We start from the raw sequence: 24,381 nt of genomic DNA, 5'->3' as shown, positions 1-24,381 counted from the left end.
GCACCCAGATAAAGGTAGTACCCAGACGGGTATTGAAATCGAGCAAGCCTTCTCAAGGCTAGAACCGCCAGTCTTGGCGCTCTGAACTATCGTCATGATGACTTGCTTCGGCTTCGTAACGTCTGGCGAGCATTTCAAGCACTTTAGCCGTGTAAGGATTCGCCGACTCAAGCGCTTTTGCCCACTTCCGATATTTTTCTACTTCGGTCCGCTCGAGTGCACCACCATCGCGAAGTAGCCTGGTCGTTGCGCCGCGCCGATTGAGCTTGCCGATATAGAAGCCGTTCAGAAGCGTCTTACTCTCGAGATCATCAATGACATCCCGCACCGCTTCTGCCGGCCAAACGCCATCCGCACCAACGGGAGAGGCAGACAGAATTGTCCCTATCTGATCCAGCGCGACGTCCTTACGGTGTTTTTCTTTGGCCAAGCGAAGCACTTCATCAATCCACGCGCTCAGCGCTTTCTTATCAATGGTTCCATCGCTCTGTGTGCCAGGAACTCGATTCCAAACCTGGAGCAGCCGATAGGCTTGACGCGCAACACTGGTTGATCGCTGATCCTGATGCTCCTCGGCCTCTTGTGATTCCTCACTAGGCGAGAAGGCGGCTGTCAGCATGTGAACGAACATCCGAGGTTGTGTCGAAAGAGACTCCAAGATCACCTTAGGAGGCCGCCGCGAATGCTCTAGAACCTGCAGGTACTTCCACTCGAGGAGGGCCAGCACACTCTCTTCAAGGTCATCACGTTCATCGAGACTCTTGAATATCTCGCCGACGTAGTACTGGAACATCGTCCCTTCATTCGCGTCAGCTGTAGCTTCCTCAGGTTGCATGACTGCTTGGTTCAGCAGCTCAACAAGCATTGCCGTTGGCAGGTGGAGCGTGGTGTCGCGACCCGCAAACGCTACTGCGGCCCTGGCTCTGCCTACTGAAATGAGCTTGTCGATGGCATAGCAGACATCCTGCTTCTGTTCCTTCGACCAGAACACCGGAACGGCCTTCCAGTAGCGCTCTTCTAGCTTGGTTCCAGCCCGTCGCGCCTGCTCCCACGTCCAAGCTTGAGTCGGAAGGGCTAGCAAAATTGCGAGGACTGCCGAACTGTCCCATCCAGCGGTGAGAGCCTTGGTTACCAGCAGGTCTCCCCATTCCTTCCCTTTGAAATAGAAACTCGGCGCAATGAGGCCGCGGGCAAGTTCCCGCTCTTGAGTGCTGCCGCTCAGCAGAGCAGCCTCCAGCAATGACTGGAGATCAGGCTCAGACAGCCCACTCTCATATAAAGCCTTGCCAAGAATGGTCGGGAGTTCGATCTGCCGAGCGAGCTCCAGGACTGCGCTCACCCCACCATCACGAAATAGGCTATCCGCTGCTTGCTTCCTGAGCTCATCTATATCGCGCTGCTCAGACTCCCAGCCAGACGACGGCCTGGGGACTACAACGCCGCCCGCAAAGAGCCAACTAACCCTTTGGAACTTGTCAGATGGGGTGAGGCGCTCGTAGATCTCCTCAAGCGGACTGAGGAATTCTTCCGCCATTGCCCACTCAGCCTCGGGAAACTGTCGATGATGATGCAGAATACGGCGAATTGCCGCCCAGAGGACTGAGCGTCCCTCCTCATCCGGTATCGACTTCTCGGCTTCATCGAGTTCCGCAATCACATCGACTGGTCCCGATACCAGGTCGGGCAGGCGTTCGATCAGATCAGCCCAACGCGGTGCACTGCTGCCGGCATCAGATATCAGCCGCTTGGTGATCTCCAGAACGCCGCGGCTTATGAGATTCCAGGTCACAGCCTCGACTTTATCAGGCGTGAAATCCCGCCAGCGCGGAGTTGGCGAGGGAATAGACGTGTCGTTCCCCCTTGGAAGAATCCCCAGCATCAACCGCCACGCGGCATCACTTTCGCGCGCCCTAAGGACGTCGAGAGTTTTGAGTCTGCTTGCCAGCGGGGCAAAGGTCTGCGGCCCCCAAAGCAGGAATATATTTCGCAGACTGTTTCGCGGCCGGTTCATGTATCGATCAGGTGTTCTGTCGATATCGTCGAGCTTTGCAAGGACGCGAGATACGCGCGTGAGCAGCGCAGGAGACCACGCTAGCGATTCAAGGGCCCAGAGGAGGTCGCATAAATGCGATGTCCCCACCCCAATCCCATCTTCGATGACAAACAGAGCGCCGAGCGGAGGATCATCACGATTAAGACTGTCTTCAAGCGCATCAAGAAACTCGCTTGGCGATGCTTCGGCGAGCAGTCTGAAATCCCCGGAAAGCGACCACCAACGTGCCTGGTCAGCATTCTCCAACAAGGTACGGACGATACGATCAGCACTATCTTTGGCGCCTTGAGCAGTAGCCGCCTTGTCTCCCCACAATGCGAGCAGAATGAGCGTTTGCCCGACACCTTGCCTGAGCATTTCGGAATAGCGCGGCCTAACTTCTCGCAGGGGAGCCAGCCAACGTTCTTCGGGAGTCAGCCCGAACCGGGGATCCTCGGCTCCCAATACAGCAAGAGCCACACTTTCGAACCTGGCCACATCTGAACCGGTGAAATGGGAGGCAAGGAGCATCCACGCATCCATTGGAGACTTGACCCGCCAGGTTGATCCCAACTTCTGGAGCGGGCTGTCAAAGTTTCCTACAAGCGGAGCCAAATCTGCAGCGACCCTTTCATAGGGCAGGTCAGCTAGCTCAGAGATTTGCTTGCAGTCAGCTTCAAAGCTATCGTCCCAACCGCCCACGAGAAGCGCAGCTCGTAGTGCCGGGGACGGAGCGTCATCTGCCCATCGCGGGAGGCGGCCTGGCGCACCGAGCATGAGACGCCTGAGCACGGTTAGATTGCGCGCGCAATCACGGGCGAGCTTATCAGCCCGCGCTTCCGGAACTCCGGCCTGGGAAAGAGCGAATACGATCCCTTCACGCGATGGCCTTTCAAGCGTGCGCAGATCGCCGCGGGACACCTGCCGTTCGTCGTAGCACTGGAGCACGTAATGCCCACGTGCCACGAGAACCTTTGCCAGGCCCGGGTCAGGCTCCATCATCAACAGAATTAACGGTGCTGGTGCCTCTGAAAGAGCTCGCGCTGCGTCAGCAGTAGTGGCGACCAGGCAGCGGACTCGGTAAGCGATCGAGGCTTCCTCAGGAAGCATCCTCAGAGTGGCATGGAAGAAGGCCACAACCTCTTCGGCTGTGTTCGCTTGGAGGGACAGCATTGAAGGGCTGCGCCTCAGCCAGAGAAGAGTCTCGGCGGCGTCTTGGTCTCTATCACTCAGAACCAACTCTTCGGACAACGGTTGGACCGTTGCAAGAGACCACTCCTCCCAAACGTCATTCAGCTCTCGCACACCCACAGGTCGTTTGCTCAGACGTGAGGCGAGCCAGAGCCCAACGGATGGCGTTTGCTCGATCCAATGCACCAAGTCGTCCGCGTCGTAAGCACGGACGTCCTTCCAAACACCCTCTTTCTTCCGCTCGCTGACCCACTCATGCTTAGAAGGCCAGGGACGCGTGGAGACAAACACATAGGTGGCGTCGTGCGGATCGAGTGGCGCAGGGTTTTCTGTTCGCTTTCTGTAATCGTTTGTGGCCTTCCCCGCGATGTCCTTCCGCTGGGTTGTAATTTCCCAGCCGGCCTCCCCCTTGGGCACGTAAAGGCTGCTGGTCTGGCCTGAGGTCAAACCATCCCACCCAGAAAACCTCACGCTTTCGTCTGCGGGAAATCTTCGCCAAACACCGGCACCCTCGGTCGCATAGACCAAGTGAGAAAGCAGCGTCGGCATGCTCTCTACAGCATCGTTGCGGTTCGCCCAGTCCGCTAGATCTTCCGAAGTGACCCACCGGATGGGAATACCTGGACGCTCGGCTGGCGCAATGGGCGGCAACGCCGGGCCGATCACAGCACCTTGGGGCAGGAAGCTGATGCCTGCGGCTTCCAAGGCATTGCGGATGGCCAGAGCATTGTTGGCCATAGGTGTCCGGTGGCCTCGCTCGAAGTCGGCCACGGTGGAAGTCGCTACGCCAGCACTCTTGGCGAGCTCCTGCTGAGACCAAGCCAGAAGGGCTCGTGCTGCCCGTACGTGCCTGGGTGTCAGTTCATCGGGGGGGCTAGACTGATTCATAGTCATATGAAATATATGACGTCGTGGATTTACTCTCAAGCGTTATCTTTTGGTGACAAACTACATAAATTGCCTACGATAGATAACAAATGGCTGAAAACGATATGACTCATCGGGAGCGAGCCCTACGCCTTGTCCAGGATATGGGCATCGTACGCGCACGCGATTTCACCGCTGCCGGCATCCCTCTGGTTTACCTGAAACGCCTCTGCGACTCCGGCGATATTTTCCGCCTCGCCCGAGGGCTCTACCAAGACCCCAATCGCCTGGGTGAGGACGCCGCTCACGATCTGGCCGAAGCAGCTCGCCGAGTGCCCAATGGAGTCATCAGCCTTATCAGCGCTCTCCACTATCACCAGCTCACCACCCAGCTCCCCCACGCGGTCTGGATGACAATCCCCCACAAAGCTAGGACACCTACCCCTCAGGGACTACGACTGGAAATCGTGCGCGCCACTGGCGAGGTAATGTCCGCCGGCATTGAGCATGTCCGCGTCGAAGGCGTGGAAATACCAATCTACTGTGTAGCCAAAACCGTGGCGGATTGCTTCAAACACCGACGGCATGTGGGTGAGGACGTAGCGATAGAGGCGCTGAAAGACGCCCTTCAAAAGCAGAAAACGAATCCCAGCGATTTGATGCGGTACGCAGCTATCAATCGCGTGGCTGGACGGATTGCTCCCTACATAAGGGCCCTTCAATGAGCGTAAAAGGCGTTAAGAACGCGGCAGCGTCAATCAGTGCCCGCCTGCTGAATTTGGCCAGACAGCGAGGCGACAGTTTTCAACACATCCAAACTCGCTATGCCCTGGAGCGGTTGCTGTTTCGCATTAGCCAAACACCCGAGGCAGCGGGCTACGTGCTCAAAGGCGCGATGCTGTTCGTGACCTGGCCAGAGCACGTGTATCGCCCAACAAGGGACATTGATCTACTTGGCCACGGAGACCCCAGCCCGGATGCGATTCTTGAGCTGTTTCGGAAAATCTGCCGGGTAGAAGTCCTAGAGGACGGTATTACCTTCGATCCCACCACTCTGTCTATTCAGCCAGTGAGAGAGAGGGACAGGTACCAAGGGATCTGTCTCAGCCTGGAGGGGCAAATGGGCTCCGCAAGGATACCCGTGCAGGTCGATATCGGTTTTGGTGATCATGTGTACCCTGAACCTGAACCGCAAAACTTTCCCAATCTCCTGCCAGGGCTGCCTCAAGCCCGCATCCTGATGTATCCGCCAGAAACTGTGGTCGCGGAGAAATTCGAGGCGATGGTCCGTTTCGGTGGGCTCAACAGCAGGCTAAAAGATTTCCACGATATCTGGGTCATCATCCGTACTTTCTCCGTTGACCTGTCGACCCTGCTCCGGGCGATCACGGGAACTTTTCAGCGCCGCGATGCAACTGTCCCGGCGGACATCCCCTTGGGGCTAACCCCGGCCTTTGCTGAGACCGCCGGGGAGCTGTGGCAAGGCTTCCTACGCCGCAATCCGCCAACCTACCAGCTGCCACCATTTGAGGATCTACTAGCTGAGCTACGCCAGTTCTTCGGTCCGGCGATAGCTAGTTTCGAACGCCAGGAGTTCGCACAAGGTCTGTGGGATCCTGATCGCAGGTCATGGCTTTGAGCAACGGTTTCAGCTGACCAATTGCAAAGGACCAGGCGTGAAAGAGCTGACCGTTCCGTATCCTGAGACGGCCAAGAAAAGCGAGGTCAGGAAGCACCTATGATTTGCGTTGATTGCGTGACACCAGCTCCACTCAAAAAGTTGTTCGACACATACGGGACGGCGGGTGACTGCGAGTACTGCGGCCGACATGGGCACGTGATGGAGTCGAAGCATCTGTTCGACTACGTTTACGAGCGCGTCGCGGAGAATGTTGCCCGCAAGGACGACCTGTCCCACTACGAGCTCGGCTTGCTATATCACTGCGGGTCGGACTTTATCGCCGTTTCGGATATCGATATCGTCCTCATGGAGTGGTTTGAACTCGGTAACGAACCCTACTTTTCGGATCTCTGCGATGGCGTTCCACCTGAATTCAGGGTGGACGACGCGGAGAACGAAACGCACTTTTACGACGATGATGGCACGTTGGAGCAGAACTTCTACGAGGACCGCTGGAAGAAGTTCGTTGAGGATGTCCACTACAAGCACCGCTACTTCAATGCCGGAGCCGACCATTTCCTCGATTCCGTCTTTTCGGTGCTGGTGACCGAAGGCAACCAGCTCAAGCCGGAGGTGGTGCGTACCATCGCCCATGGTGAGTTGCTCTACCGGGCACGCCATGCCCAGAACCAAAAGCAGGCAGAGGAAATCATCGGCAATCCCGCCGGTCAGTTCGGGCCCACGCCAAAACACCTGGCCAGCAGTCAACGGATGACCCCGAATGGCATCTCCGCCCTGTATTGCGCATTGGAGCGAGAGACGTGCCTCAGCGAAATCCGCTCCATCACCGGCGACCATGTGGTCAGTGCCGCCCTGACACCCATCGGCGAGCTGAAGCTTCTGGACCTCACCGTGCTGGACCGCGTAGAGCCTCCGGCGCTCACGTTGCTGGACGAGGGATTCCGCGAGTCACTGCATCGGAAAGTGTTCCTGGGCTCGTTGGTCAAGAAGATGTCCCGGCCCAAGGCGCGCAATGACGAGTTGAGCTATTTGTCGACGCAGGTGGTCTTCGAGTACTTGCGTCTGCGTTTCGGCAAGTACGTGGATGGCCTGGTGTTCCCCTCCGTCCAAACGGGCGAGGCAGGGACCAACGTGGTTCTCTTCCCCGAAGCCAGCCGACTCTCCTACGTACCTCCGACCGATCCTGTCCCGATGGCCGTGCCACCGGAAAACCCATTTGGATCGCCGGCCAAACTGGCCGTCGTGGCGGACTCCATCCGGTTCCACAAGGTCACTGCGATTGAAACTAAGGCCCAGGAGTACAGCCATATCTACGACCTGTTCATGAGCGACTTGAACCGTAAGCGCCTGGGTCTGAACTTCGAATGAGTGAGGAGGGGGGGGGAGACTTGGTCACCCCCGTTCGCTTACTTCACGAACCTCGGAACCCGGCCCCGTTGCTGTCGGCGTATTACCTGAAACGGGGTCGGACCAGCCACTCTTAGCTACTTGCGAGATCCGCCATGGGTCGATTCCGGCCGGTTCCAGCAGGCAGCTATTGGCCGATCTCTGCTAAATGTGATCGACAAACTCCCATCCACCGCGGTCACGACTGGCTAAGCATCATCAAAAGCAAGCCAACAACTGCTGCCTGTAATGCTGGGAAAAGCTGACCTGATAAGCGGGCTCAGCTGCGAAACCAACCAGCGAAATGATGTTCACAGCCTGCGACCCAATACCCGATTCCGCGTCGCCTACGTCAGCACCATTGGTGCCTTCGATGTGGTCAAAATCACCAATTGACTCAGGCCTGGAGCCTGCAGTGAGACCTGGCATGAGCACATCACTCAAAACCGCAAGGTCATCCGGCAGATCATCCGCAATTCGCTCCGCAAAACCCTGAAGCGCCGGTTCCGCCAGCATGAATAGCCATGCTTGGTCATCCGATTCACCTGTGCGCCGCAGCACCCGCCCCAGCACTTGCCGGTAATGCAGTTCGGTGCGGATACGGCTGAGATAGCAGCACACTTGCAAGCGGGGAATGTCGGTGCCTTCGCTGATCATTCCCACGGCGACAATCCAGCGGGAGGCGCTGCTCCGGAATGCATTGATCACCTGCTGCACATCCGGGGTTTTGTTGGTCACGATGCGGCACTCTTCACCCATAGCTTCCAGAGTCACAGCTATTTGCTGGGCGTGGTCGATATCAGTGGCCACCACCAAACCGGCGGCATCAGGCTTGATCTGGCGTAGCTCGTTGAGCTTGCTGCAGCCAAGGTCGAGAATTGGATTGATCACCTCGTCATGGCGCAGCAGTTCCTCATAGGTGACAGGTGACTCCCCCAACAGCTTGGCGATGCTGGGAAAAAGCCTCACGGAGCTGTCCGCACCAAATTCTTCCGTAAGTTTCACCTTCTGGTTGTCGAGCAGGACAATACGAGGGGAACGGCACACGCCGTCGGCAATGGCCTCTTTCAGGCCGTAACGGTAGTCGCAGATCAGTTGCCCCTCGGGTGTCGAGTAGCGCGCCAGGGCAATGGCCCTGTCGTCAGAACGCCAGGGTGTACCGGAGAGTGCCAAGGTGAAGGCTGCACGGTCTTGTATCCGGTGCAGTATCTGTTGCCCCCAGGCATTGCTGAGAAGCGGGTCATGACCAGCACAGTGGTGAATTTCATCGAAGACCACGAGCACTCGATAGTCATCAAGAAGCTGCCAAAACCCCTCATCTCGGTATTCCATCGCCTGATAGGTGAACGCCGCTCCCACTGCACCTATCCGGCCATCCAGACGCCTGCCGAGCACCGCCGCAAAGGTCGAGCGAAAGCCTTCAACAACCTGGCAGGATGGCGCAAAGCACAACACCAGATCGATCTTGCCCTGCTCAAGCAGTCTGCTGGCCAGCTCTGCCGCCATACGCGTCTTGCCGGCTCCCGGCGTTGCCTGACAGAAGAAGTTTGGCGTGACGGTAAAGTGCTCCAACGCCAGGTTGATGCAGCTGAATTGCCAGTCTCGTAGCGCTCTGATCATCGTGCAGCGGAAAGCGTCTTGAGTGTCTTCTCGATAGCGCGGAGATGTCCCAGCAGGCGGGAACTGCGGTCTCTAGCCTCCAGATACTCGGCTTCGACCTTGTCACGCAGATGCGGCATATCACCCAGGAGCAGCTTGTATCGCTCCGCCTCGCCCATCGACGACAGGAAGTCCAACCGGATCTCATTATGGAGCGCTTCCAAGTGCTGCTCCGCGTCGGATGACGGCTCAAGCGGTACAGCCGCATGATCCTGCACTGACGACTCCTGCGTTGGCTCAGATGCAGTTTTGAAACTTTTCTCGAACCCGTCATCGATCAGCTCCAGCTGCAGATGGACCGGCTTGGGTTGCAGGCGGTATACCTGTCCCCGCGAACGTCGCTCCTCATCATGTACAACCCAGCCCATGCGCAGCATGCGGCGGATCTGCTCATACACATAGCGGCGCACATCGCTGATACGGAAATTCACGCCATCCAGGCGCTTGGCGTAGGCATCACGCAGTTCACGAGTCGTGAACCTTGCACGCGCTTCCTCCTGAAGCAGCTCATACAGACGCCTGTCGAAGGTAAACGAGGCCGTTTTCATTGAGGAACCAGAAGGGCTAACGCGACAGAAATGCGGATTATAATCCGTGGCTGGCGCATCCGCAAACGCACGATAGTGCCGCCTCAAGTGAAATTGAGACGGTCATGGACAACTTGGCGAAAGCGTTAGGGGAACGCATCCGGTCGCAGAGGAAGGTCTGCCGGATTTCTCAGGATGCTCTAGCATTGGCCTGCAGTATCGACCGCAGCTACATGGGGCGGATCGAGCGTGGCGAGGTCAACATCACCGTCGAGAAGCTCTACCGCATCGCAGGCGAGCTCGCCTGCGACCCCTCAAGTCTTTTGCCGAAGCCGTCTGAAATTTAGCCCGAGTACGTAATACCGGCGCGCAAGAAGGTCAGACCGCAGAGCCACTATTACTTTGCCCCAACCACCAGCCGCCGTCAGCATCTTCAAAATTACCAATGCAAACGCCCGGCTCTTGGTCTCGTTGTCCAGTACTTCCAGCGACAGCTTCTCGTGGTCGGTCATGGCGTCCAGCACGGTGTCCAGAACGCGTTTGGGGAACAGGCCATGCATCACCTGTTCAACCGAGTGGTTGTTTACCTGGGCCATCACATCCTCCTGGCGGCTGATGCGTTTGGCCATACCAGTGAGGAATTGCAGTTGGTCTTCATCACTGACTTCTGCCCCGAAAATATCGTTGAGCGCCTCGATAATCTCTGACAACCGCTTCTTCTCGGGATCATGGGCTTTGCCGCTGCCGACCGCGCTGGCCGGGTCAAGGCCATAGTCGCCTTTCTCTTCGCTCAGCCGAAGTTGATGCTCGGCCCGCTTACTCAGGCGGTAGTGGCTCAGCTGCAACTCGCCCAGGTCAACGTCTTCCTGCTCCAGACGATCCACTCGGAGCAGCGGATGCAGGTGCTTGGCGTACACGCACAGTTGCTCCAGCTCTCGATCCTCATAGGGAATGATTTGCGAGAGGAACTCGTACAGGCGGACAAAGCTCTGCAAGTTCTTCTTGAATAGATCGAGCTGATCAACCTGCTCGCCGGCTTCCTTGATTGCCGCCTCGGCCTTCTTCACACCGGCGCTGTCGCCGTTTTGTTCGGCGGTACGCTTGAAGTCCAGCGCATGCTGGCGTGATTCCTGGGCCAGCTTGTAGCGCTTGGCAAAGCGCTCCTTAGCCGGCGCGCAGTAGTAGCTGAGCTTGCTGGCAGTTGCCTTGGGGTCGAAGAAAGCGATGGCGAACGCAGCCACCTCCTCCCAGTGATAGATACCCTCCTCGATGGCCTGGCGCATGGAGTACAGGTGGAACGCCTCAGGCTTGTTGTCGGCGCTCACTGGCAACGCCGGATTGGCCGGGCGGCCAAACAGCTCCAGGGTCTTGGGCTTGGGCGTGGCGGTAAAGGCGTAGTAGCTGATGCGTTCGTTGGGCGCACGCGCAGCCACGGCGGCGTCCAGTTCTTCGGCGCTGATCTCTTCGGCGTCCGGGGCATCGCTGCCGAGAATCTGCTTCAGCTTGCTGGCCGATGAGCCGGTCTGCGAGGAATGCGCTTCATCGGCGATCACCGCATAGCGCCCGCTGGCCAGCTTGGGGTGCTTGTCCAGCGCATCGAACAGCGCCGGGAAGGTCTGGATGGTGACGATGATGATGCGCGTCTGCTCGGCCAGCGCCTCGGCCAGCTGCTCGGACTTGCTCTGGTTGCCGATATCGCGGGTGATGCACTTGACCACGCCCTGGGCATGCTCGAACTGGTAGATGGTGTCCTGCAGCTGCTTGTCCAGCACGGTGCGGTCGGTAATCACGATCACCGAGTTGAACAGCCGTTGCCCCTCGGCATCGTAGAGCGAGGCCAGTTGGTGAGCCGTCCAGGCAATCGAGTTGGACTTGCCGGAGCCGGCGCTGTGCTGGATCAGGTAACGCTTGCCCGGCCCTTCGGCGCGGGTGGTGTCGATCAGCGTGTTGACCACTTCCACTGGTGGTAGCGCGGGAAGATCAGGGTTTCCTTGGTGATGCGATCGCCATCGGCATCCTCTTTTCCGCTCTTCTGCAGGTGCAGGAAGCGGCCCAGCACCCTCAGCCAGGCATCAGGCTGGAACAAACGCTGCCACAGGTAGCCGGTGACGTAATGGCTGTCATCCGGCGCAGGCGGGTTGCCAGCACCGCCGTCGAGACTGCCGAGGTTGAACGGCAGAAAGAAGGTCTCCTTGCCGGCCAGCTTGGTGGTCATCGCCACTTCATCCTGGCTCACGGCAAAGTGCACCAGCGCGCCACGCTTGAAGGTCAGCAGCGGCTCGGGTTTGCGCGTCAGCGGGTCTTTGACCGGGCGATCCTGGCGGTACTGGCGCTTGGCGTTTTCCACGCTCTGCTTGAACTCGCTTTTCAGCTCCAGCGTGGCGGTGGGGATACCGTTGACGAACAGCACCAGATCCAGACGCGGGTTGTACTCGCCCTTGAAAGTCACGCAAAGACGCGAGTCTAACCTAGACGTCAGTGATCACTTCACCTGCACCGCTGGAATTTTCTCAATAGCGTCTTCGGAAACCGGGCTTGTAGATGCCCTGAGAAATGATGAGTTTCTTGTTATAAGAAGAACCTTATTTGCTGCCTCACAACAGGAAATCGGCTGGCGATACCTGACAGGAAGAGATCACGGGAACACTTACAAAAAGTTAAGTTTTGGAGCCTAAACTTGACCCAAAACCAGCGAAACCTAACTAAAAATCCATGCGCTGACACAGGATTGAGAGGGGAATGATGCTAAGAGGGCTGGAAAGCCAGCGGACATGCAGGCTAGACCGCAGATCGCAAAACCTGACTAAACCCTAATAGGGTAGAGAAGCCTATTGAGCCATGGATACCTGACTTCTGGGATGAAAAGTGATCGGAATGGGCCGGAACGAACTGCGGCAGGTTCCGGATCGCCGGCGCTGCTGGCCGGATACGGTGGAGTGCCCCCACCGGCGGGCGCGGAGGGCCGGTTCAGGGCCTTCGCGCTAGGCGTGGCGCGGTGATTTCACCCGCGCGCGTGCGGCAAAGCTACCGGAATGGGCCAGGAAGGGCAAACGACGCTCGTCGGCGATACTGGCACATCGCCCAGCTTCCGGGCATCCTAGCTGCGCCGAATCCCGCCGTATCGCCGCCAGGTAACAGGTCCTTGTCTACAACACCCCGCCCTTCCCCGGACTCCCTGGCCAGGCCTGGCCGCGTGGCAACCCGGACCGCCCTGTTGCTGCTAGTCCTGCTGATGCTCGGCCTGCTGTTCTGGCGGCTGTACCAGGAGTTCCGCAGCCAGGAGAGCTTCGAGCGCGAGCGCGTGGTGCTGCACAGCGAGCAACTGGCCCAGCGCATGTCGCTGACCCTCGAGCTGAAGGCGCTGGCCGCGCAGGCCCTGCTTCAGCAACGCGACGAGCGTGGCGACGTCGAAGGCGAACCTGCCCTGCTCATCTGTCTGCGTCGCATCTATCCCGCCTTCCACAGCCTGGTGCGCCTGGAGCGCAATGGCCGCGCCCGGAGCGACTCCGCCATCGGCTTCAAGGATGCCGCCGCCATCGCCACCCTGCGCCAGCGCGGCGGACAGCAGGACTATCACTACGCCTTCAGCGAAGACAAGGGCGGCGTGTTCTACGTCTGGCTGCGGGCCACTGCGCCCGGCGAAGGCGACAGCATCATTCGTCTGGACGAGAAGCTCGCCCGCCGCGGCTGGCTCGCGCAGGTTCGCCCCGACACGCCGCCGTGGATCCTCGAAGACCAGGTGCGCAAGAAGGTCCTGGGCCGCTCCAGCGGTTCCCGCCCCGGCCCGCTCAGCGCCGCTTCGCCACTGGAACAGGCACAGAGCCTCGACGGGCTGCCGATCAAGAACACCGACTGGCAACTGCGCCCGCTGTTCGACGTCCAGCGCGTGCGCGCCGCGCTGCTGCCGCGCCTGAGCGGGGAACTGGCGCTGCTGCTGTTGCTCGCCGGTGTCACCGGAGGCGCCCTGCTGCGCCTGCAACGAGAGCAACAGAACCTGCGCGCGCTGACCGCCGACTCCCGGCAACGCCTGCGCCAGGCCGCCCAGGCACTGGGCGCCATCGACGAACGGGTGCTGGTGACCCGCGCCGACGGCCGCCTCGCCTACCTCAATCCGCAGGCCGAGCAGTTGTTCGGCATCCAGGCCGACCAGGCCCACCACCATCACCTGCTGGAACTCCTGCCGGGACTGGGCGCACAGCTCAATGGCGACGCCAACCTGCCGGACAGCGGCGGCACCGAGCTGGTCCGGGTCATCCACACGGGGCAGCCGCGCCTGTTCGCGGTCAGCCGGCGTCCGCTGGACGACACGCTCCACCTCCCGGACCTGCCGTGGCTGCTGCGCGGCGATCCACCGCAAGGCGACCAGGTCTGGGTGCTGCGCGACGTCACCGAGGAACAGCAGGCGCTGCACATCCTCGAAGAGACGCGGCGGCGCTACCAGGACATCTTCGACGGCGTCGGCGTCGCCCTCTGCGTGCTCGACCTGTCGGCACTGCGGCAGAGCCTGGTGGACCTCAACCTGCGCCGGCAGAGCGATCTGCAGGCGTGGATCGCCGCGCATCCCGAGCACCTGCCCCAACTGCTGCGCCAGGTGCGCATCACCGAGATCAACAACGTCGCCAAGCGCCTGATGGGCATCAGCACCACCGAACAGGCCTGGCAGATTCTCCTCGGCAGCGCCGGTATGCGCCCGGACGGTGTGCGCAGCAAGGTGCTCGACGCGGTCCTGGCCGGCCACGGCATGATCGAGCTGGAAGCCTGCATCCGCACGCGCCAGGGTGAGCAGCGCCACCTCTGGCTGCAACTGCGCGTGCCGGAGATGATCCAGGACTTCCACGCCGTCACCCTGAGCCTCTCCGACATCACCTCGCGCAAGCAGGTCGAACTGTCGCTGGTCGAGCGCGAGAAGTTCTGGTCCGACGCGGTCCGCGCGGTGCCCGACACCCTGTACATCCACGACATCGCCGCGCGCCGGGTAATCTTCAGCAACCACAACCTCGGCCACCAGCTCGGCTACAACGGCGACGAGCTGCGCGCGATGGGCGAGCGCTTCTGGGAAAAGGTGCTGCACCCGGACGACGCCGAGTACTACTGGCGCGTGCGCAACCTGCAGCAAGTGGTGGGCGATGGCCTGCTGCTCGACAGCCAGTTGCGCTGGCGCCACCGCGACGGCAGCTGGCACTGGTTCGACATCCGCGAACAAGCCTTCACCCGCGACGCCGCTGGCCGCGTGGCGCGGCTGATCGGCGTGGCCAAGGACATCACCGGCACCGTCGAGGCACACAACTCCCTGCGCGAGAGCGGGCGCCGCTATCGGATGCTGGCCGAGAGTATCAGCGACGTGATCGTCTCCACCGACGCCCAGGTCAGGCTCAACTACGTCAGCCCGTCGATCCAGCAGGTGTTCGGCTACAACGCCGAATGGGTGCGGCAGAACGGTTTCCAGCAAGTGGCCGCCAACCCGGCGCAGCTGGAACGCCTCACCGCGCTGCTGGAGCGGCTGCACGACGCCATCGGCGAGCCCACGCGCCTCGCCGAGCTGCGCGAGAACACCGAGCCGCAGTTGTTCACTCTCGACTGCATACACGCCGACGGCCACAAGATTCCGGTGGAACTGCGCATCGCCCTGATGTGGGACGATCACGGCTGCTTCGAGGGCCTGCTCGGCGTCGCCCGCGACATCAGCCAGCAGCGCCGTGCCGAACGCGAGATGCGCATGGCCGCCACGGTGTTCGAGCACTCCACGGCAGCCATCATGGTCACCGACCCGGCCGGCTACATCGTGCAGATCAACGACTCCTTCAGCCGCCTCACCGGCTACTGCGCCGAGGAAGTGCTGGACCAGTTGCCGCGCCTGCTCACCGCCGACCGCCAGGAGGCCAACCAGCTCAAGCATGTGCTGGACAGCCTGCGCAAGAGCGGCAGCTGGGAAGGCGAGATCCTGCAGAAGCGCAAGAACGGCGAGCTGTACCCGTCCTGGGTCGGCATCACCGCCGTGCACGACGAGGAAGGCGACCTGGTCAGTTTCGTCTGCTTCTTCAGCGACATCAGCGAGCGCAAGGCCAGCGAACGGCGCATCCACCGCCTGGCCTACTACGACGCCCTGACCCACCTGCCCAACCGCACGCTGTTCCAGGACCGCCTGCACACCGCGCTGCTGCAGGCCGAACGGCACCAGCAGTGGGTGGTGCTGATGTTCCTCGACCTCGACCGCTTCAAGCCGATCAACGACTCCCTGGGCCACGCCGCCGGCGACCGCATGCTCAAGGAGGTGGCCGAGCGCCTGAGCCACTGCGTCAGCGACGACGACACCGTGGCGCGCATGGGCGGCGACGAGTTCACCCTGCTGCTGCCCGGCCAGGCCGACCGCGAACGGGCACTGCGCCAGGCGATCCAGGTGGCCGAGCAGATCCTCGCCAGCCTGGCCCGCCCCTTCACCCTCGAAGGCCGCGAATTCTTCGTCACCGCCAGCATCGGCGTGGCGCTCTCGCCGCAGGACGGCGCCGAGCTCAGCCAACTGATGAAGAACGCCGACACGGCGATGTACCACGCCAAGGAGATGGGCAAGAACAACTTCCAGTTCTACCAGGCCGAGATGAACGCCCGCGCCCTGGAGCGCCTGGAGCTGGAAAGCGACCTGCGCCGCGCCATCGAGCAGGAGGAGTTCATCCTGCATTACCAGCCGCAGTTCACCGGCGACGGCCGCCGCCTGACCGGCGCCGAGGCCCTGCTGCGCTGGCAGCACCCCAAGCGCGGGCTGATCCCGCCGGCGGAGTTCGTCCCGGTCCTGGAAGAGCTCGGGCTGGTGGCCCAGGTCGGCGACTGGCTGCTGGAACAGGCCTGCCTGCAACTCAAGGCCTGGCACCGCGACAAGGTGCGGGTGCCGAAGGTTTCGGTGAACCTCTCCGCCCGGCAGTTCGCCGACGGCCAGCTCGGCGAGCGCATCGCCGGCATCCTCAAGGACACCGGCATCCCGCCGGCCTGCCTGGAGCTGGAGCTGACCGAAAGCATCCTGATGAGCGACGTGTCCCAGGCCATGCAGATCCTCTCCGGGCTGAAACGCCTGGGCCTGGCCATCGCGGTGGACGACTTCGGCACCGGCTACTCCTCGCTCAACTACCTCAAGCAGTTCCCCATCGACGTGCTGAAGATCGACCGCAGCTTCGTCGACGGCCTGCCCCACGGCGAGCAGGACGCGCAGATCGCCCGCGCCATCATCGCCATGGCCCACAGCCTGAACCTGATGGTGATCGCCGAAGGCGTGGAGAGCCACGAGCAGTTGGAGTTCCTGCGCCAGCACGGCTGCGACGAGGTGCAGGGCTTCCTCTTCGGCCGCCCGGTGCCGGCCGGCCAGTTCGCCGCGCTGTTCGCCAGCAATGCGCTGTTCCTGCTCGGCTGATCGCACGCACCCGCGCGATGCTTGGCTATGCGTCTCCGTCCGTGATCAATTCCCGGCGGCTCCGAGCCGGCCGGTGGCACATCGCGGACGGAGTCCGCTACACACCCGGCCCACCGTCGGTGCCAAACCGCTCGCAATTCCGCACACTTCCAGGCCTTGAACCCCGCTTGTCAGCCACATGACCGCCTTTCATGTGCCAGCACCGGCGCCTTGGGTTAGAATGCGCGCCTTTCCCCAGCACCCGATCCTTAAGAGGACCGCCATGTTCAGCCGTGATTTGACCCTCGCCCGCTACGATGCCGAACTCTTCGCCGCGATGGAGCAGGAAGCCCAGCGCCAGGAAGAGCACATCGAGCTCATCGCCTCCGAGAACTACACCAGCCCGGCGGTGATGGAAGCCCAGGGTTCGGTGCTGACCAACAAGTACGCCGAAGGCTACCCGGGCAAGCGCTACTACGGTGGTTGCGAGTACGTCGACGTTGTCGAGCAACTCGCCATCGACCGCGCCAAGCAACTGTTCGGCGCCGACTACGCCAACGTCCAGCCGCACGCCGGCTCCCAGGCCAACGCCGCCGTCTACCTGGCCCTGCTGTCGGCCGGTGACACCATCCTGGGCATGAGCCTGGCCCACGGCGGTCACCTGACCCACGGCGCCAGCGTCTCCTCCTCCGGCAAGCTGTACAACGCCGTTCAGTACGGCATCACCGACGCCGGCCTGATCGACTACGACGAAGTCGAGCGCCTGGCCGTCGAGCACAAGCCGAAGATGATCGTCGCCGGCTTCTCCGCCTACTCCCAGGTGCTGGACTTCGCCCGCTTCCGCGCCATCGCGGACAAGGTCGGTGCCTACCTGTTCGTCGACATGGCCCACGTGGCCGGTCTGGTCGCCGCTGGCGTCTACCCGAACCCGGTACCGTTCGCCGACGTGGTCACCACCACCACCCACAAGACCCTGCGCGGCCCGCGCGGCGGCCTGATCCTCGCTCGCAAGAACGAAGAGATCGAGAAGAAGCTGAACTCCGCCGTCTTCCCGGGCGCCCAGGGTGGCCCGCTGGAGCATGTGATCGCCGCCAAGGCCGTGTGCTTCAAGGAGGCCCTGCAGCCCGAGTTCAAGGCCTACCAGCAGCAGGTCCTGAAGAACGCCCAGACCATGGCCAGCGTGTTCATCGAGCGCGGCTTCGACGTGGTTTCCGGCGGTACCCAGAACCACCTGTTCCTGCTGTCCCTGATCAAGCAGGACATCACCGGTAAGGACGCCGACGCCGCCCTGGGTCGTGCCTTCATCACCGTGAACAAGAACAGCGTGCCGAACGATCCGCGTTCCCCGTTCGTCACCTCCGGCCTGCGCATCGGCACCCCCGCCGTGACCACCCGCGGCTTCAAGGAAGCCGAGTGCCGCGAGCTGGCCGGCTGGATCTGCGACATCCTGACCAACATGGGCGACGAGTCCGTGGTGGACGGCGTGCGCGAGAAGGTCAAGGCCATCTGCGCCAAGTTCCCGGTGTACGGCGCCTAAGCCCGAACCGCGAGTCGAAAAAGCCCGGCAGATGCCGGGCTTTTTCATGGGCGCCACACCGAGGAGGCAGGTCCGATCTGTAGGAGCGAGCTTGCTCGCGAACGGATTCCAGCTGGGTACCGGGTTGTGGGGTTCGCGAGCAAGCTCGCTCCTACGAAGCACCACCCTGCCTTTCTATGGAGCGCTATGGCTGTCCGCCGGACTTCTGCTCCGGCTGCACCGGCACATCACGCAGTTCGTTGAGCCGGCGCACCAGCGTCTCGGCCTCCACCTGGCTGGCGAAGCCCTGGAGCAGCACGCGGCCATCGGTCAGCGGGTGGTCGACCTTCGGCAACAGGCGCAACTGCCCGTCGATCACCACCGCCAGCGCCTTGCCCTGCGCCTCTCGGGTCAGGTGCGCGAGGCGCAGGCTGGCGTCGGGGGTGAACTGCACCTGCACGGCAGGCTTGCCGTCGGCAACGCTGGCCAGCTGGGCCTGCTGCACGTCGTGCTGGGTCAGGGTCGGCTGGGTCGTCACCAGCACCGCCTTGCCCTGCGGGTCGGCCAGGGTGCGAGTGCTGGCCGAGGGGCGCTCGGCCAGGGTGTGGACATCGAAACTGTGCTGCGGGATGGTCGGCGGTTCGCCGGCACAAGCGGCCAGCAGCGATGCGAAAAGGAACGGTATAGAGCGTTTCATCGAATGCGAATCAAGCGGAAGGGCCGGTCAGGCCGGGGTCATAGAGAGTCAGACCACTGTTGTGGCACAAGTTGCACTCCCTTGGTCGGCAGCCGCGACTAAGCTTGCAGACGAACGGATGCTGGCGGTCCGGTCAGAAATTCTCCGGCGCGGGACGAGCTGGTATCATGCGCGCCTTTTGCCGGTCACAAGAAAAGGCGCACAGCCCACCTGGGCATGCACCTTGCTTTTCCCGGCCAGAACGACAACGGCGCGAGCAGCGTCACGGGGAGCCAAACATGCTGGAAAAGCTGTTCCAACTCAAGGCGCACAATACCAACGTGCGCACCGAGATCCTGGCGGGTATCACCACCTTCCTGACGATGGCCTACATCCTCTTCGTCAACCCGAGCATCCTCGGCGAGACGGGCATGGACAAGGGTGCGATCTTCGTCGCCACCTGCCTGGCCGCCGCCATCGGTTCGGCGGTGATGGGCCTGATCGCCAACTACCCGATCGCCCTGGCGCCCGGCATGGGCCTGAACGCCTTCTTCACCTACACCGTGGTCCTGCACATGGGCCACACCTGGCAGGTGGCGCTCGGCGCGGTGTTTCTCTCCGCGTGCATGTTCTTCGTCATTTCGATCTTCCGTGTCCGCGAGTGGATCATCAACAGCATCCCGCTGGCGCTGCGCTCGGCGATCGCCGCCGGCATCGGCCTGTTCCTCGCGCTGATCGCGCTGAAGGAATCGGGCATCGTCGTCGCCAACCAGGCCACCCTGGTGGGCATGGGCGACCTGGCCAAGCCGGCGCCGCTGCTGGCGATCCTCGGCTTCATCCTGATCGTCGCCCTGGAAGCCCGTCGCGTGACCGGCGCGGTGATGATCGGCATCCTGGCGGTGACCTTCATCTCCATCGCCATCGGCGTCTCCCAGTTCGGTGGCGTGGTATCGATGCCGCCGTCGCTGGCGCCGACCTTCCTGCAGCTGGATATCAAGGGCGCGCTGGACATCGGCCTGTTCAGCGTGATCTTCGCCTTCCTCTTCGTCGACCTGTTCGACAACTCCGGCACCCTGATCGGCGTGGCCAAGCGCGCCGGCCTGATGGGCAAGGACGGGCACATGCCGAAGATGGGCCGTGCCCTGATCGCCGACAGCTCCGCCGCCATGGTCGGTTCGCTGCTGGGCACCTCCACCACCACCAGCTACATCGAGTCGGCGGCGGGCGTTTCCGCTGGCGGCCGCACCGGCCTGACCGCCATCGTGGTCGCCGTGCTGTTCCTGCTGGCGCTGTTCTTCGCCCCGCTGGCGGGCAACGTGCCGGCGTTCGCCACCGCACCGGCACTGTTCTTCGTCGCCGTGCTGATGGCTTCGGGCCTCGCCGAGATCGACTGGGACGACCTGACCGTCGCCGCTCCGGTGGTGGTGACCGCCCTGGCCATGCCGCTGACCTTCTCCATCGCCAACGGCATCGCCTTCGGCTTCATCACCTGGACCGCCTGCAAGCTGCTGTCCGGCCGCTTCCGCGAGCTGAACCCGGCGCTGGTCATCCTATCGATTCTGTTCGTGATCAAGCTGGGCTGGTTCAACGCTTGAGTGAAGGGGGCTGCTGCGCGTCGGCCATACTGCGTTGCCAGGTCAATCCGAAATGCTTATTTACCCTCCGCTTTCGAATCGACCTAGCGCCTTGTCTGACCTGGCTCGCGAGCCCCGATAGTTTCGAGTTGTCCCTAATTGAAAAGCGGCCCAGCGAATCCGGGCCCCTTTGAAGAGTTATCCCCATGAGCAGCCCGCGTTTCGATCCCTCCCAATACGACAGCCAACTGGCCGAAAAGGCCGCGCGCCTGCGCGAGCTGCTGGCGCCCTTCGCCGCGCCGGAGCCGGAGGTGTTCGATTCGCCCCGCGAGCATTACCGCCTGCGCGCCGAGTTCCGCCTGTGGCGCGAGGGCGAAGCCCGCCACTACGCGATGTTCGAGCAGGGCGACAAGCACACGCCGATCCTGATCGAGGAATTCCCCATCGCCAGCCAGCGCATCAACGAACTGATGCCGCGCCTGAAGGCTGCCTGGGCCGAGCCGACCCTGGGCCACAAGCTGTTCCAGGTGGAGTTCCTCACCACCCTGGCGGGCGACGCCATGATCACCCTGTGCTACCACCGCCCGGTGGACGCGGCCTGGCAGGCCGCCGCCGAGAAGCTGGCCGCCGAGCTGGGCGTGAGCATCGTCGGCCGCTCGCGCGGCAAGCGCCTGGTCGTCGGCCGTGACTACGTGAGCGAAGAACTGACCGTCGCCGGCCGCACCTTCCGCTACCGCCAGCCGGAGGGCGCCTTCACCCAGCCCAACGGCGAGGTCTGCCAGAAGATGCTCAACTGGGCGTACGAAGCCCTGGGCCAGCGCGAGGACGACCTGCTGGAGCTGTACTGCGGCAACGGCAACTTCACCCTGCCGCTGGCGACCCGCGTGCGCAAGGTGCTGGCCACCGAGATCAGCAAGACCTCGGTGAACGCCGCCCTGGCCAACCTGGCCGACAACGCCGTGGACAACGTCACCCTGGTACGCCTCTCCGCCGAGGAGCTGACCCAGGCGCTGAATGACGTACGCCCGTTCCGCCGTCTGGCCGACGTCGACCTGAAGTCCTACGCGTTCGGCAGCGTGTTCGTCGACCCGCCGCGCGCCGGCATGGACCCGGACACCTGCGAGCTGACCCGGCGCTTCGACAACATCCTGTACATCTCCTGCAACCCGGAGACCCTGGCGCAGAACATCGCCCAGCTGCACGACACCCACCAGGTGAGCCGCTGCGCGCTGTTCGACCAGTTCCCCTATACGCACCACATGGAAGCCGGCGTCCTGCTGACCCGACGCTGAAGCCTGCTCACCCGCCGCCCAACCAAGGGTTGGGCGGCGAGCCAGCGCCAGGCGGCTACGCTTGCGGGACAATGACAAGAGGCACGTCCATGTCCCGCCTGATCCTTCCCCTGTTCTGCCTGCTGCTGGCCGCCTGCGCCGGCAGCGATCCCGCCAACATCAGCGTCTCCCCCGCCGCCAACGGCCGGCAAAGCACCTTCTTCATCCAGGCCGTGCGCGCGCAGGGCCATCGCGAAGACCTCGAAGACCGCTTCGACCTGGGCGTACGCCGGGCGCTGGAAGCCAAGGGCTATCGCTATCAGGAGCGTGCGGGGGACCTGCGGGTGATCTACATGCTCGGGCTGGACAACCAGACGGGGGTGATCCAGCGGCCCATCGCGACCTCGGCCGGCGTGGTCACCCAGACGCAGATCGCCGACTCCGAACAGGCCCGGCTGGCCCTGCGGATTCTCGACGAAGCCTCAGGCGAAGTGCTGTTCCAGGCCCAGCTGGCGCGCCAGTTGCACGATCCGTCCCTGAGCCAGCAAGCATTCGACGATGGCATCGCCCAACTGCTGAAGGATTTCCCCGCGCACGTCGGACGCTGAGTATCAACTGTAGTTGGATGGCGACTTGCGGACGAACTTGATGCTGTACTTGAAGTCGGCCTTGCGCGTCACGCTGATGGCGCGGCGGGTCACGGTGTCGATGGTGACGTTCCAGTAGCCGGTGCTGGGCACCTTGATCCTGGCCGGGAAGCGGTCGAACGCACCGCCGTGGTAGACGTGGCGACCGCCATTCTTGAAGCTGCGGAAGGCGGCATCGGTCATCAGGCGGATGTTGCAGGTCATGGAGCACTCGATGACGACCAGGTCGCCTTCGTTCAGGTGTTCACGTTGATGTACGAACTTCATGCTGGCTCCACGCTGCTTCTACCGCAAAATCAATACGATAGCACGAGAGCCAAGGCGCCTCGCAGCGACGATGCCGCGAAGCGCCGCCACTCATCCGAAGTCAGTCCAGCGCACGCAGGCGATCGCCGCTGACCGCCACCTGCTGGCCGACGTGGAATTCGGCATTGGGCGAGCGCACGGTCCGCTCATGCCCGGCGGCATCGCGGACGACGTAGGACGTCTGACTGCCGCCGGAGACCTCCTGCGCCGCCGAACCACCGAAAAGACCGACCCCCGCTCCCACCAGCGCCCCGAACGGCCCGCCCAGCGCGCCGCCCAGCAACACCCCGGCGCCAGCGCCAAAACCGCCGCCGACGGTATTGTCAGGGACCTCGGCAACCACCTCGTCGGCCAGTACAGCGACACAGGAAAACGCGCTGAACAACACGACCGCAACACGCATGACACTCATGGTTCTCTCCGTTGGCAATGAAACAGCACTCAAGCCATTCCAGCTTTCATGCCAACTTAAGAACCCAATAAAAACAATTAGTTACGAAAACAGGATGTCATTAAGACCTCATCCACCGCAGTCCTTATGACTTCACTCGGAGTCAAAACAACCCTGGCGCCGGCGCTCAGAGCCCTTCGAAGTCCGCGCGCCGCTCCTCCGGTTCATCGGGCTCCTTTGCCGGACTGGCCGTCACCCGGTTCCGCGACTGCCGCTCCAGCCAGTAGAGGGCGAAGATCGACAGCGCGGAAATCACCCCGCGATAGACGACACCGGCCAACTGGGCGTCCATCGCCATCCCGCCTTCGGTCCAGGCAATCAGCAGGCGCGACAGGGTCAGGGTCAACTGCACCAGGATCACCAGGATCAGCGCCGGGCGCACCAGCAGGCGGCGACGCAGGGCGAACACCAGGAACAGCGCGAGGGCGAACTGGTGCCCGCCGTAGAACACCCGGGCATCGCTCACCGAGGACGGCTCCATCAGCAGCATGCCGCTGAGGTTGGCCATTTCGTAGGGACGAATCCAATAGAGCAGCCCCAGGCCGCCCCATACCAGGGCCTGGACCAGCAGGACGAGACGGGCGAAGAGCATCCTCTTTCTCCTTGGCCGAACAGCCATTTCCAGCGCGTCCACACCTGCGACCCAGTGCCGCGGACGCATCACCGATCAGCTAGAGACCCCGGAAGGTGCGGCAAGTTCTGGCCTCTCGTCATATATGGATACAGCTGGTCGATGGGGTGGTCCCACCGCCGGGAGTATCCTCGGGCGCATCTGGTTTCCGAGGTTTCCCACCATGCGTACCCTGCTTCTGCTCACCGCCCTCGTCGCCGGCGCCGCCCAGGCCGCCGAACCGCCGACCATCGACGTTCATCGCGATGCCAACTGCAGTTGCTGCAAGGACTGGATCAAGCACCTGGAAAACAACGGATTCACCGTCAAGGATCACGTCGAAGCCGACATGAGCGCGGTGAAGACCCGTCTCGGCGTGCCCTACAGCATGGGCTCGTGCCACACCGGGGTGATCGACGGCAAGTTCGTCGAGGGCCACGTCCCGGCCGCCGACGTACTCAAACTGCGCGAGCGCGCGGATCTGGTCGGCGCCGCCGCGCCGGGCATGCCGGTGGGTTCGCCGGGCATGGAAATGGGCGACCGCCACGATGCCTACCAGGTGCTGGGCCTGACCAAGACCGGCAAGCGCGAAGTACTGGCGGATTATCCCGCCCACTGAAACCGTTGCGGCAGGACCGAGGAAAACAC

17 protein-coding genes and 1 pseudogene are annotated in these 24,381 nt (G+C 62.2%); 10 read left to right on the top strand and 8 right to left on the bottom strand.

Going from position 1 to position 24,381, the window contains the following annotated elements:
* Nucleotides 1–58: 58 nt before the first annotated feature.
* A complete protein-coding gene (locus H681_RS04425; RefSeq protein WP_269078308.1) occupies nucleotides 59–4,111 on the bottom strand; it encodes a helix-turn-helix domain-containing protein in 4,053 nt (1,350 codons plus the stop codon).
* Nucleotides 4,112–4,200: 89 nt separating this feature from the next.
* On the opposite strand from H681_RS04425, the gene H681_RS25630 reads away from it, so the two are divergent.
* The 3 genes from H681_RS25630 (at nucleotide 4,201) to H681_RS04405 (ending at nucleotide 7,100) form a co-directional block, all read left to right on the top strand.
* Nucleotides 4,201–4,815, top strand: a complete 615-nt coding sequence (locus tag H681_RS25630) for a type IV toxin-antitoxin system AbiEi family antitoxin domain-containing protein (protein ID WP_015475634.1) — start codon at nucleotides 4,201–4,203, stop codon at nucleotides 4,813–4,815.
* Nucleotides 4,812–5,729 (top strand): nucleotidyl transferase AbiEii/AbiGii toxin family protein, encoded by a 918-nt coding sequence (locus H681_RS04410; protein ID WP_015475633.1) that lies wholly within the window; start codon nucleotides 4,812–4,814, stop codon nucleotides 5,727–5,729. The genes H681_RS25630 and H681_RS04410 overlap by 4 nt, the downstream gene beginning before the upstream one ends.
* Before the next feature lie 201 nt (nucleotides 5,730–5,930).
* Entirely contained in the window at nucleotides 5,931–7,100 is a 1,170-nt protein-coding gene (locus H681_RS04405; RefSeq protein WP_236620507.1) for an RES family NAD+ phosphorylase, read from the top strand.
* A gap of 237 nt (nucleotides 7,101–7,337) precedes the next feature.
* Here H681_RS04405 and H681_RS04400 read toward each other — a convergent pair whose 3' ends face one another.
* Nucleotides 7,338–8,738, bottom strand: coding sequence for a DEAD/DEAH box helicase (locus H681_RS04400; RefSeq protein ID WP_015475631.1), 1,401 nt, complete (start codon nucleotides 8,736–8,738; stop codon nucleotides 7,338–7,340).
* Complete coding sequence (locus H681_RS04395) at nucleotides 8,735–9,325, bottom strand: hypothetical protein (protein WP_015475630.1); 591 nt, start codon at nucleotides 9,323–9,325, stop codon at nucleotides 8,735–8,737. The genes H681_RS04400 and H681_RS04395 overlap by 4 nt, the downstream gene beginning before the upstream one ends.
* A 104-nt stretch (nucleotides 9,326–9,429) precedes the next feature.
* Between H681_RS04395 and H681_RS25625 the strand changes: the two genes are divergently transcribed.
* Entirely contained in the window at nucleotides 9,430–9,651 is a 222-nt protein-coding gene (locus H681_RS25625; protein WP_080636197.1) for a helix-turn-helix domain-containing protein, read from the top strand.
* Between the two features lie 31 nt (nucleotides 9,652–9,682).
* Here the strand turns inward: H681_RS25625 and H681_RS04390 are convergent.
* Nucleotides 9,683–11,744 (bottom strand): annotated as a pseudogene (locus H681_RS04390) (DEAD/DEAH box helicase family protein); the annotation flags it as partial.
* Nucleotides 11,745–12,536: 792 nt separating this feature from the next.
* Here H681_RS04390 and H681_RS04385 point away from each other — a divergent pair.
* Both H681_RS04385 and glyA read left to right on the top strand, forming a co-directional pair.
* Nucleotides 12,537–16,703 carry a GGDEF and EAL domain-containing protein gene (locus tag H681_RS04385; protein WP_236620529.1) on the top strand — a complete coding sequence of 1,389 codons (4,167 nt, stop codon included), beginning with the start codon at nucleotides 12,537–12,539 and terminating at the stop codon, nucleotides 16,701–16,703.
* Between the two features lie 262 nt (nucleotides 16,704–16,965).
* Entirely contained in the window at nucleotides 16,966–18,219 is a 1,254-nt protein-coding gene (gene glyA, locus H681_RS04380) for a serine hydroxymethyltransferase (protein ID WP_015475627.1), read from the top strand.
* 184 nt (nucleotides 18,220–18,403) lie between these two features.
* Here the strand turns inward: glyA and H681_RS04375 are convergent, their stop codons facing one another.
* Nucleotides 18,404–18,895 carry a SecDF P1 head subdomain-containing protein gene (locus H681_RS04375; protein WP_015475626.1) on the bottom strand — a complete coding sequence of 164 codons (492 nt, stop codon included), beginning with the start codon at nucleotides 18,893–18,895 and terminating at the stop codon, nucleotides 18,404–18,406.
* 278 nt (nucleotides 18,896–19,173) lie between these two features.
* Here H681_RS04375 and H681_RS04370 point away from each other — a divergent pair, with 278 nt between their 5' ends.
* From H681_RS04370 to H681_RS04360, 3 genes are all read left to right on the top strand, one after another.
* The gene (locus H681_RS04370) at nucleotides 19,174–20,469 is read left to right on the top strand and encodes an NCS2 family permease (protein ID WP_015475625.1); all 1,296 of its coding nucleotides are present in this window, start codon (nucleotides 19,174–19,176) and stop codon (nucleotides 20,467–20,469) included.
* Between the two features lie 185 nt (nucleotides 20,470–20,654).
* Complete coding sequence (trmA, locus tag H681_RS04365) at nucleotides 20,655–21,740, top strand: tRNA (uridine(54)-C5)-methyltransferase TrmA (RefSeq protein WP_015475624.1); 1,086 nt, start codon at nucleotides 20,655–20,657, stop codon at nucleotides 21,738–21,740.
* A gap of 89 nt (nucleotides 21,741–21,829) precedes the next feature.
* Nucleotides 21,830–22,327: a DUF4136 domain-containing protein gene (locus H681_RS04360; protein ID WP_015475623.1), complete on the top strand. Its 498-nt coding sequence runs from the start codon at nucleotides 21,830–21,832 to the stop codon at nucleotides 22,325–22,327.
* 3 nt (nucleotides 22,328–22,330) lie between these two features.
* Here the strand turns inward: H681_RS04360 and H681_RS04355 are convergent, their stop codons facing one another.
* From H681_RS04355 to H681_RS04345, 3 genes are all read right to left on the bottom strand, one after another.
* On the bottom strand, nucleotides 22,331–22,633 hold the full coding sequence (locus H681_RS04355) for a DUF1883 domain-containing protein (RefSeq protein WP_015475622.1): 303 nt from the start codon (nucleotides 22,631–22,633) through the stop codon (nucleotides 22,331–22,333).
* A gap of 100 nt (nucleotides 22,634–22,733) precedes the next feature.
* Complete coding sequence (locus H681_RS04350; protein ID WP_157883297.1) at nucleotides 22,734–23,084, bottom strand: hypothetical protein; 351 nt, start codon at nucleotides 23,082–23,084, stop codon at nucleotides 22,734–22,736.
* Between the two features lie 166 nt (nucleotides 23,085–23,250).
* Nucleotides 23,251–23,715: a DUF4345 family protein gene (locus H681_RS04345; RefSeq protein ID WP_015475620.1), complete on the bottom strand. Its 465-nt coding sequence runs from the start codon at nucleotides 23,713–23,715 to the stop codon at nucleotides 23,251–23,253.
* Between the two features lie 202 nt (nucleotides 23,716–23,917).
* On the opposite strand from H681_RS04345, the gene H681_RS04340 reads away from it, so the two are divergent.
* A complete protein-coding gene (locus tag H681_RS04340) occupies nucleotides 23,918–24,352 on the top strand; it encodes a DUF411 domain-containing protein (RefSeq protein WP_015475619.1) in 435 nt (144 codons plus the stop codon).
* Nucleotides 24,353–24,381 lie beyond the last annotated feature (29 nt).

It is taken from the genome of Pseudomonas sp. ATCC 13867, from assembly GCF_000349845.1.
Classification (GTDB): domain Bacteria; phylum Pseudomonadota; class Gammaproteobacteria; order Pseudomonadales; family Pseudomonadaceae; genus Pseudomonas.
The sequence above is the reverse complement of the archived record's forward strand: the minus strand, read 5'-3'. Positions and strand labels throughout refer to the sequence as shown.

Excerpts from the sequence above, each read along its gene's own strand:
- glyA (WP_015475627.1), top strand. The coding sequence starts at position 16,966 with ATGTTCAGCCGTGATTTGACCCTCGCCCGCTACGATGCCGAACTCTTC.
- H681_RS25630 (WP_015475634.1), top strand. The coding sequence starts at position 4,201 with ATGGCTGAAAACGATATGACTCATCGGGAGCGAGCCCTACGCCTTGTC.
- H681_RS04360 (WP_015475623.1), top strand. The coding sequence starts at position 21,830 with ATGTCCCGCCTGATCCTTCCCCTGTTCTGCCTGCTGCTGGCCGCCTGC.
- H681_RS04370 (WP_015475625.1), top strand. The coding sequence starts at position 19,174 with ATGCTGGAAAAGCTGTTCCAACTCAAGGCGCACAATACCAACGTGCGC.
- H681_RS04375 (WP_015475626.1), bottom strand. The coding sequence starts at position 18,895 with ATGAAACGCTCTATACCGTTCCTTTTCGCATCGCTGCTGGCCGCTTGT.
- H681_RS04350 (WP_157883297.1), bottom strand. The coding sequence starts at position 23,084 with ATGAGTGTCATGCGTGTTGCGGTCGTGTTGTTCAGCGCGTTTTCCTGT.
- H681_RS04340 (WP_015475619.1), top strand. The coding sequence starts at position 23,918 with ATGCGTACCCTGCTTCTGCTCACCGCCCTCGTCGCCGGCGCCGCCCAG.
- H681_RS04395 (WP_015475630.1), bottom strand. The coding sequence starts at position 9,325 with ATGAAAACGGCCTCGTTTACCTTCGACAGGCGTCTGTATGAGCTGCTT.
- H681_RS25625 (WP_080636197.1), top strand. The coding sequence starts at position 9,430 with ATGGACAACTTGGCGAAAGCGTTAGGGGAACGCATCCGGTCGCAGAGG.
- H681_RS04405 (WP_236620507.1), top strand. The coding sequence starts at position 5,931 with ATGGAGTCGAAGCATCTGTTCGACTACGTTTACGAGCGCGTCGCGGAG.
- trmA (WP_015475624.1), top strand. The coding sequence starts at position 20,655 with ATGAGCAGCCCGCGTTTCGATCCCTCCCAATACGACAGCCAACTGGCC.
- H681_RS04355 (WP_015475622.1), bottom strand. The coding sequence starts at position 22,633 with ATGAAGTTCGTACATCAACGTGAACACCTGAACGAAGGCGACCTGGTC.
- H681_RS04425 (WP_269078308.1), bottom strand. The coding sequence starts at position 4,111 with ATGAATCAGTCTAGCCCCCCCGATGAACTGACACCCAGGCACGTACGG.
- H681_RS04410 (WP_015475633.1), top strand. The coding sequence starts at position 4,812 with ATGAGCGTAAAAGGCGTTAAGAACGCGGCAGCGTCAATCAGTGCCCGC.
- H681_RS04400 (WP_015475631.1), bottom strand. The coding sequence starts at position 8,738 with ATGATCAGAGCGCTACGAGACTGGCAATTCAGCTGCATCAACCTGGCG.
- H681_RS04345 (WP_015475620.1), bottom strand. The coding sequence starts at position 23,715 with ATGCTCTTCGCCCGTCTCGTCCTGCTGGTCCAGGCCCTGGTATGGGGC.
- H681_RS04385 (WP_236620529.1), top strand. The coding sequence starts at position 12,537 with ATGCTCGGCCTGCTGTTCTGGCGGCTGTACCAGGAGTTCCGCAGCCAG.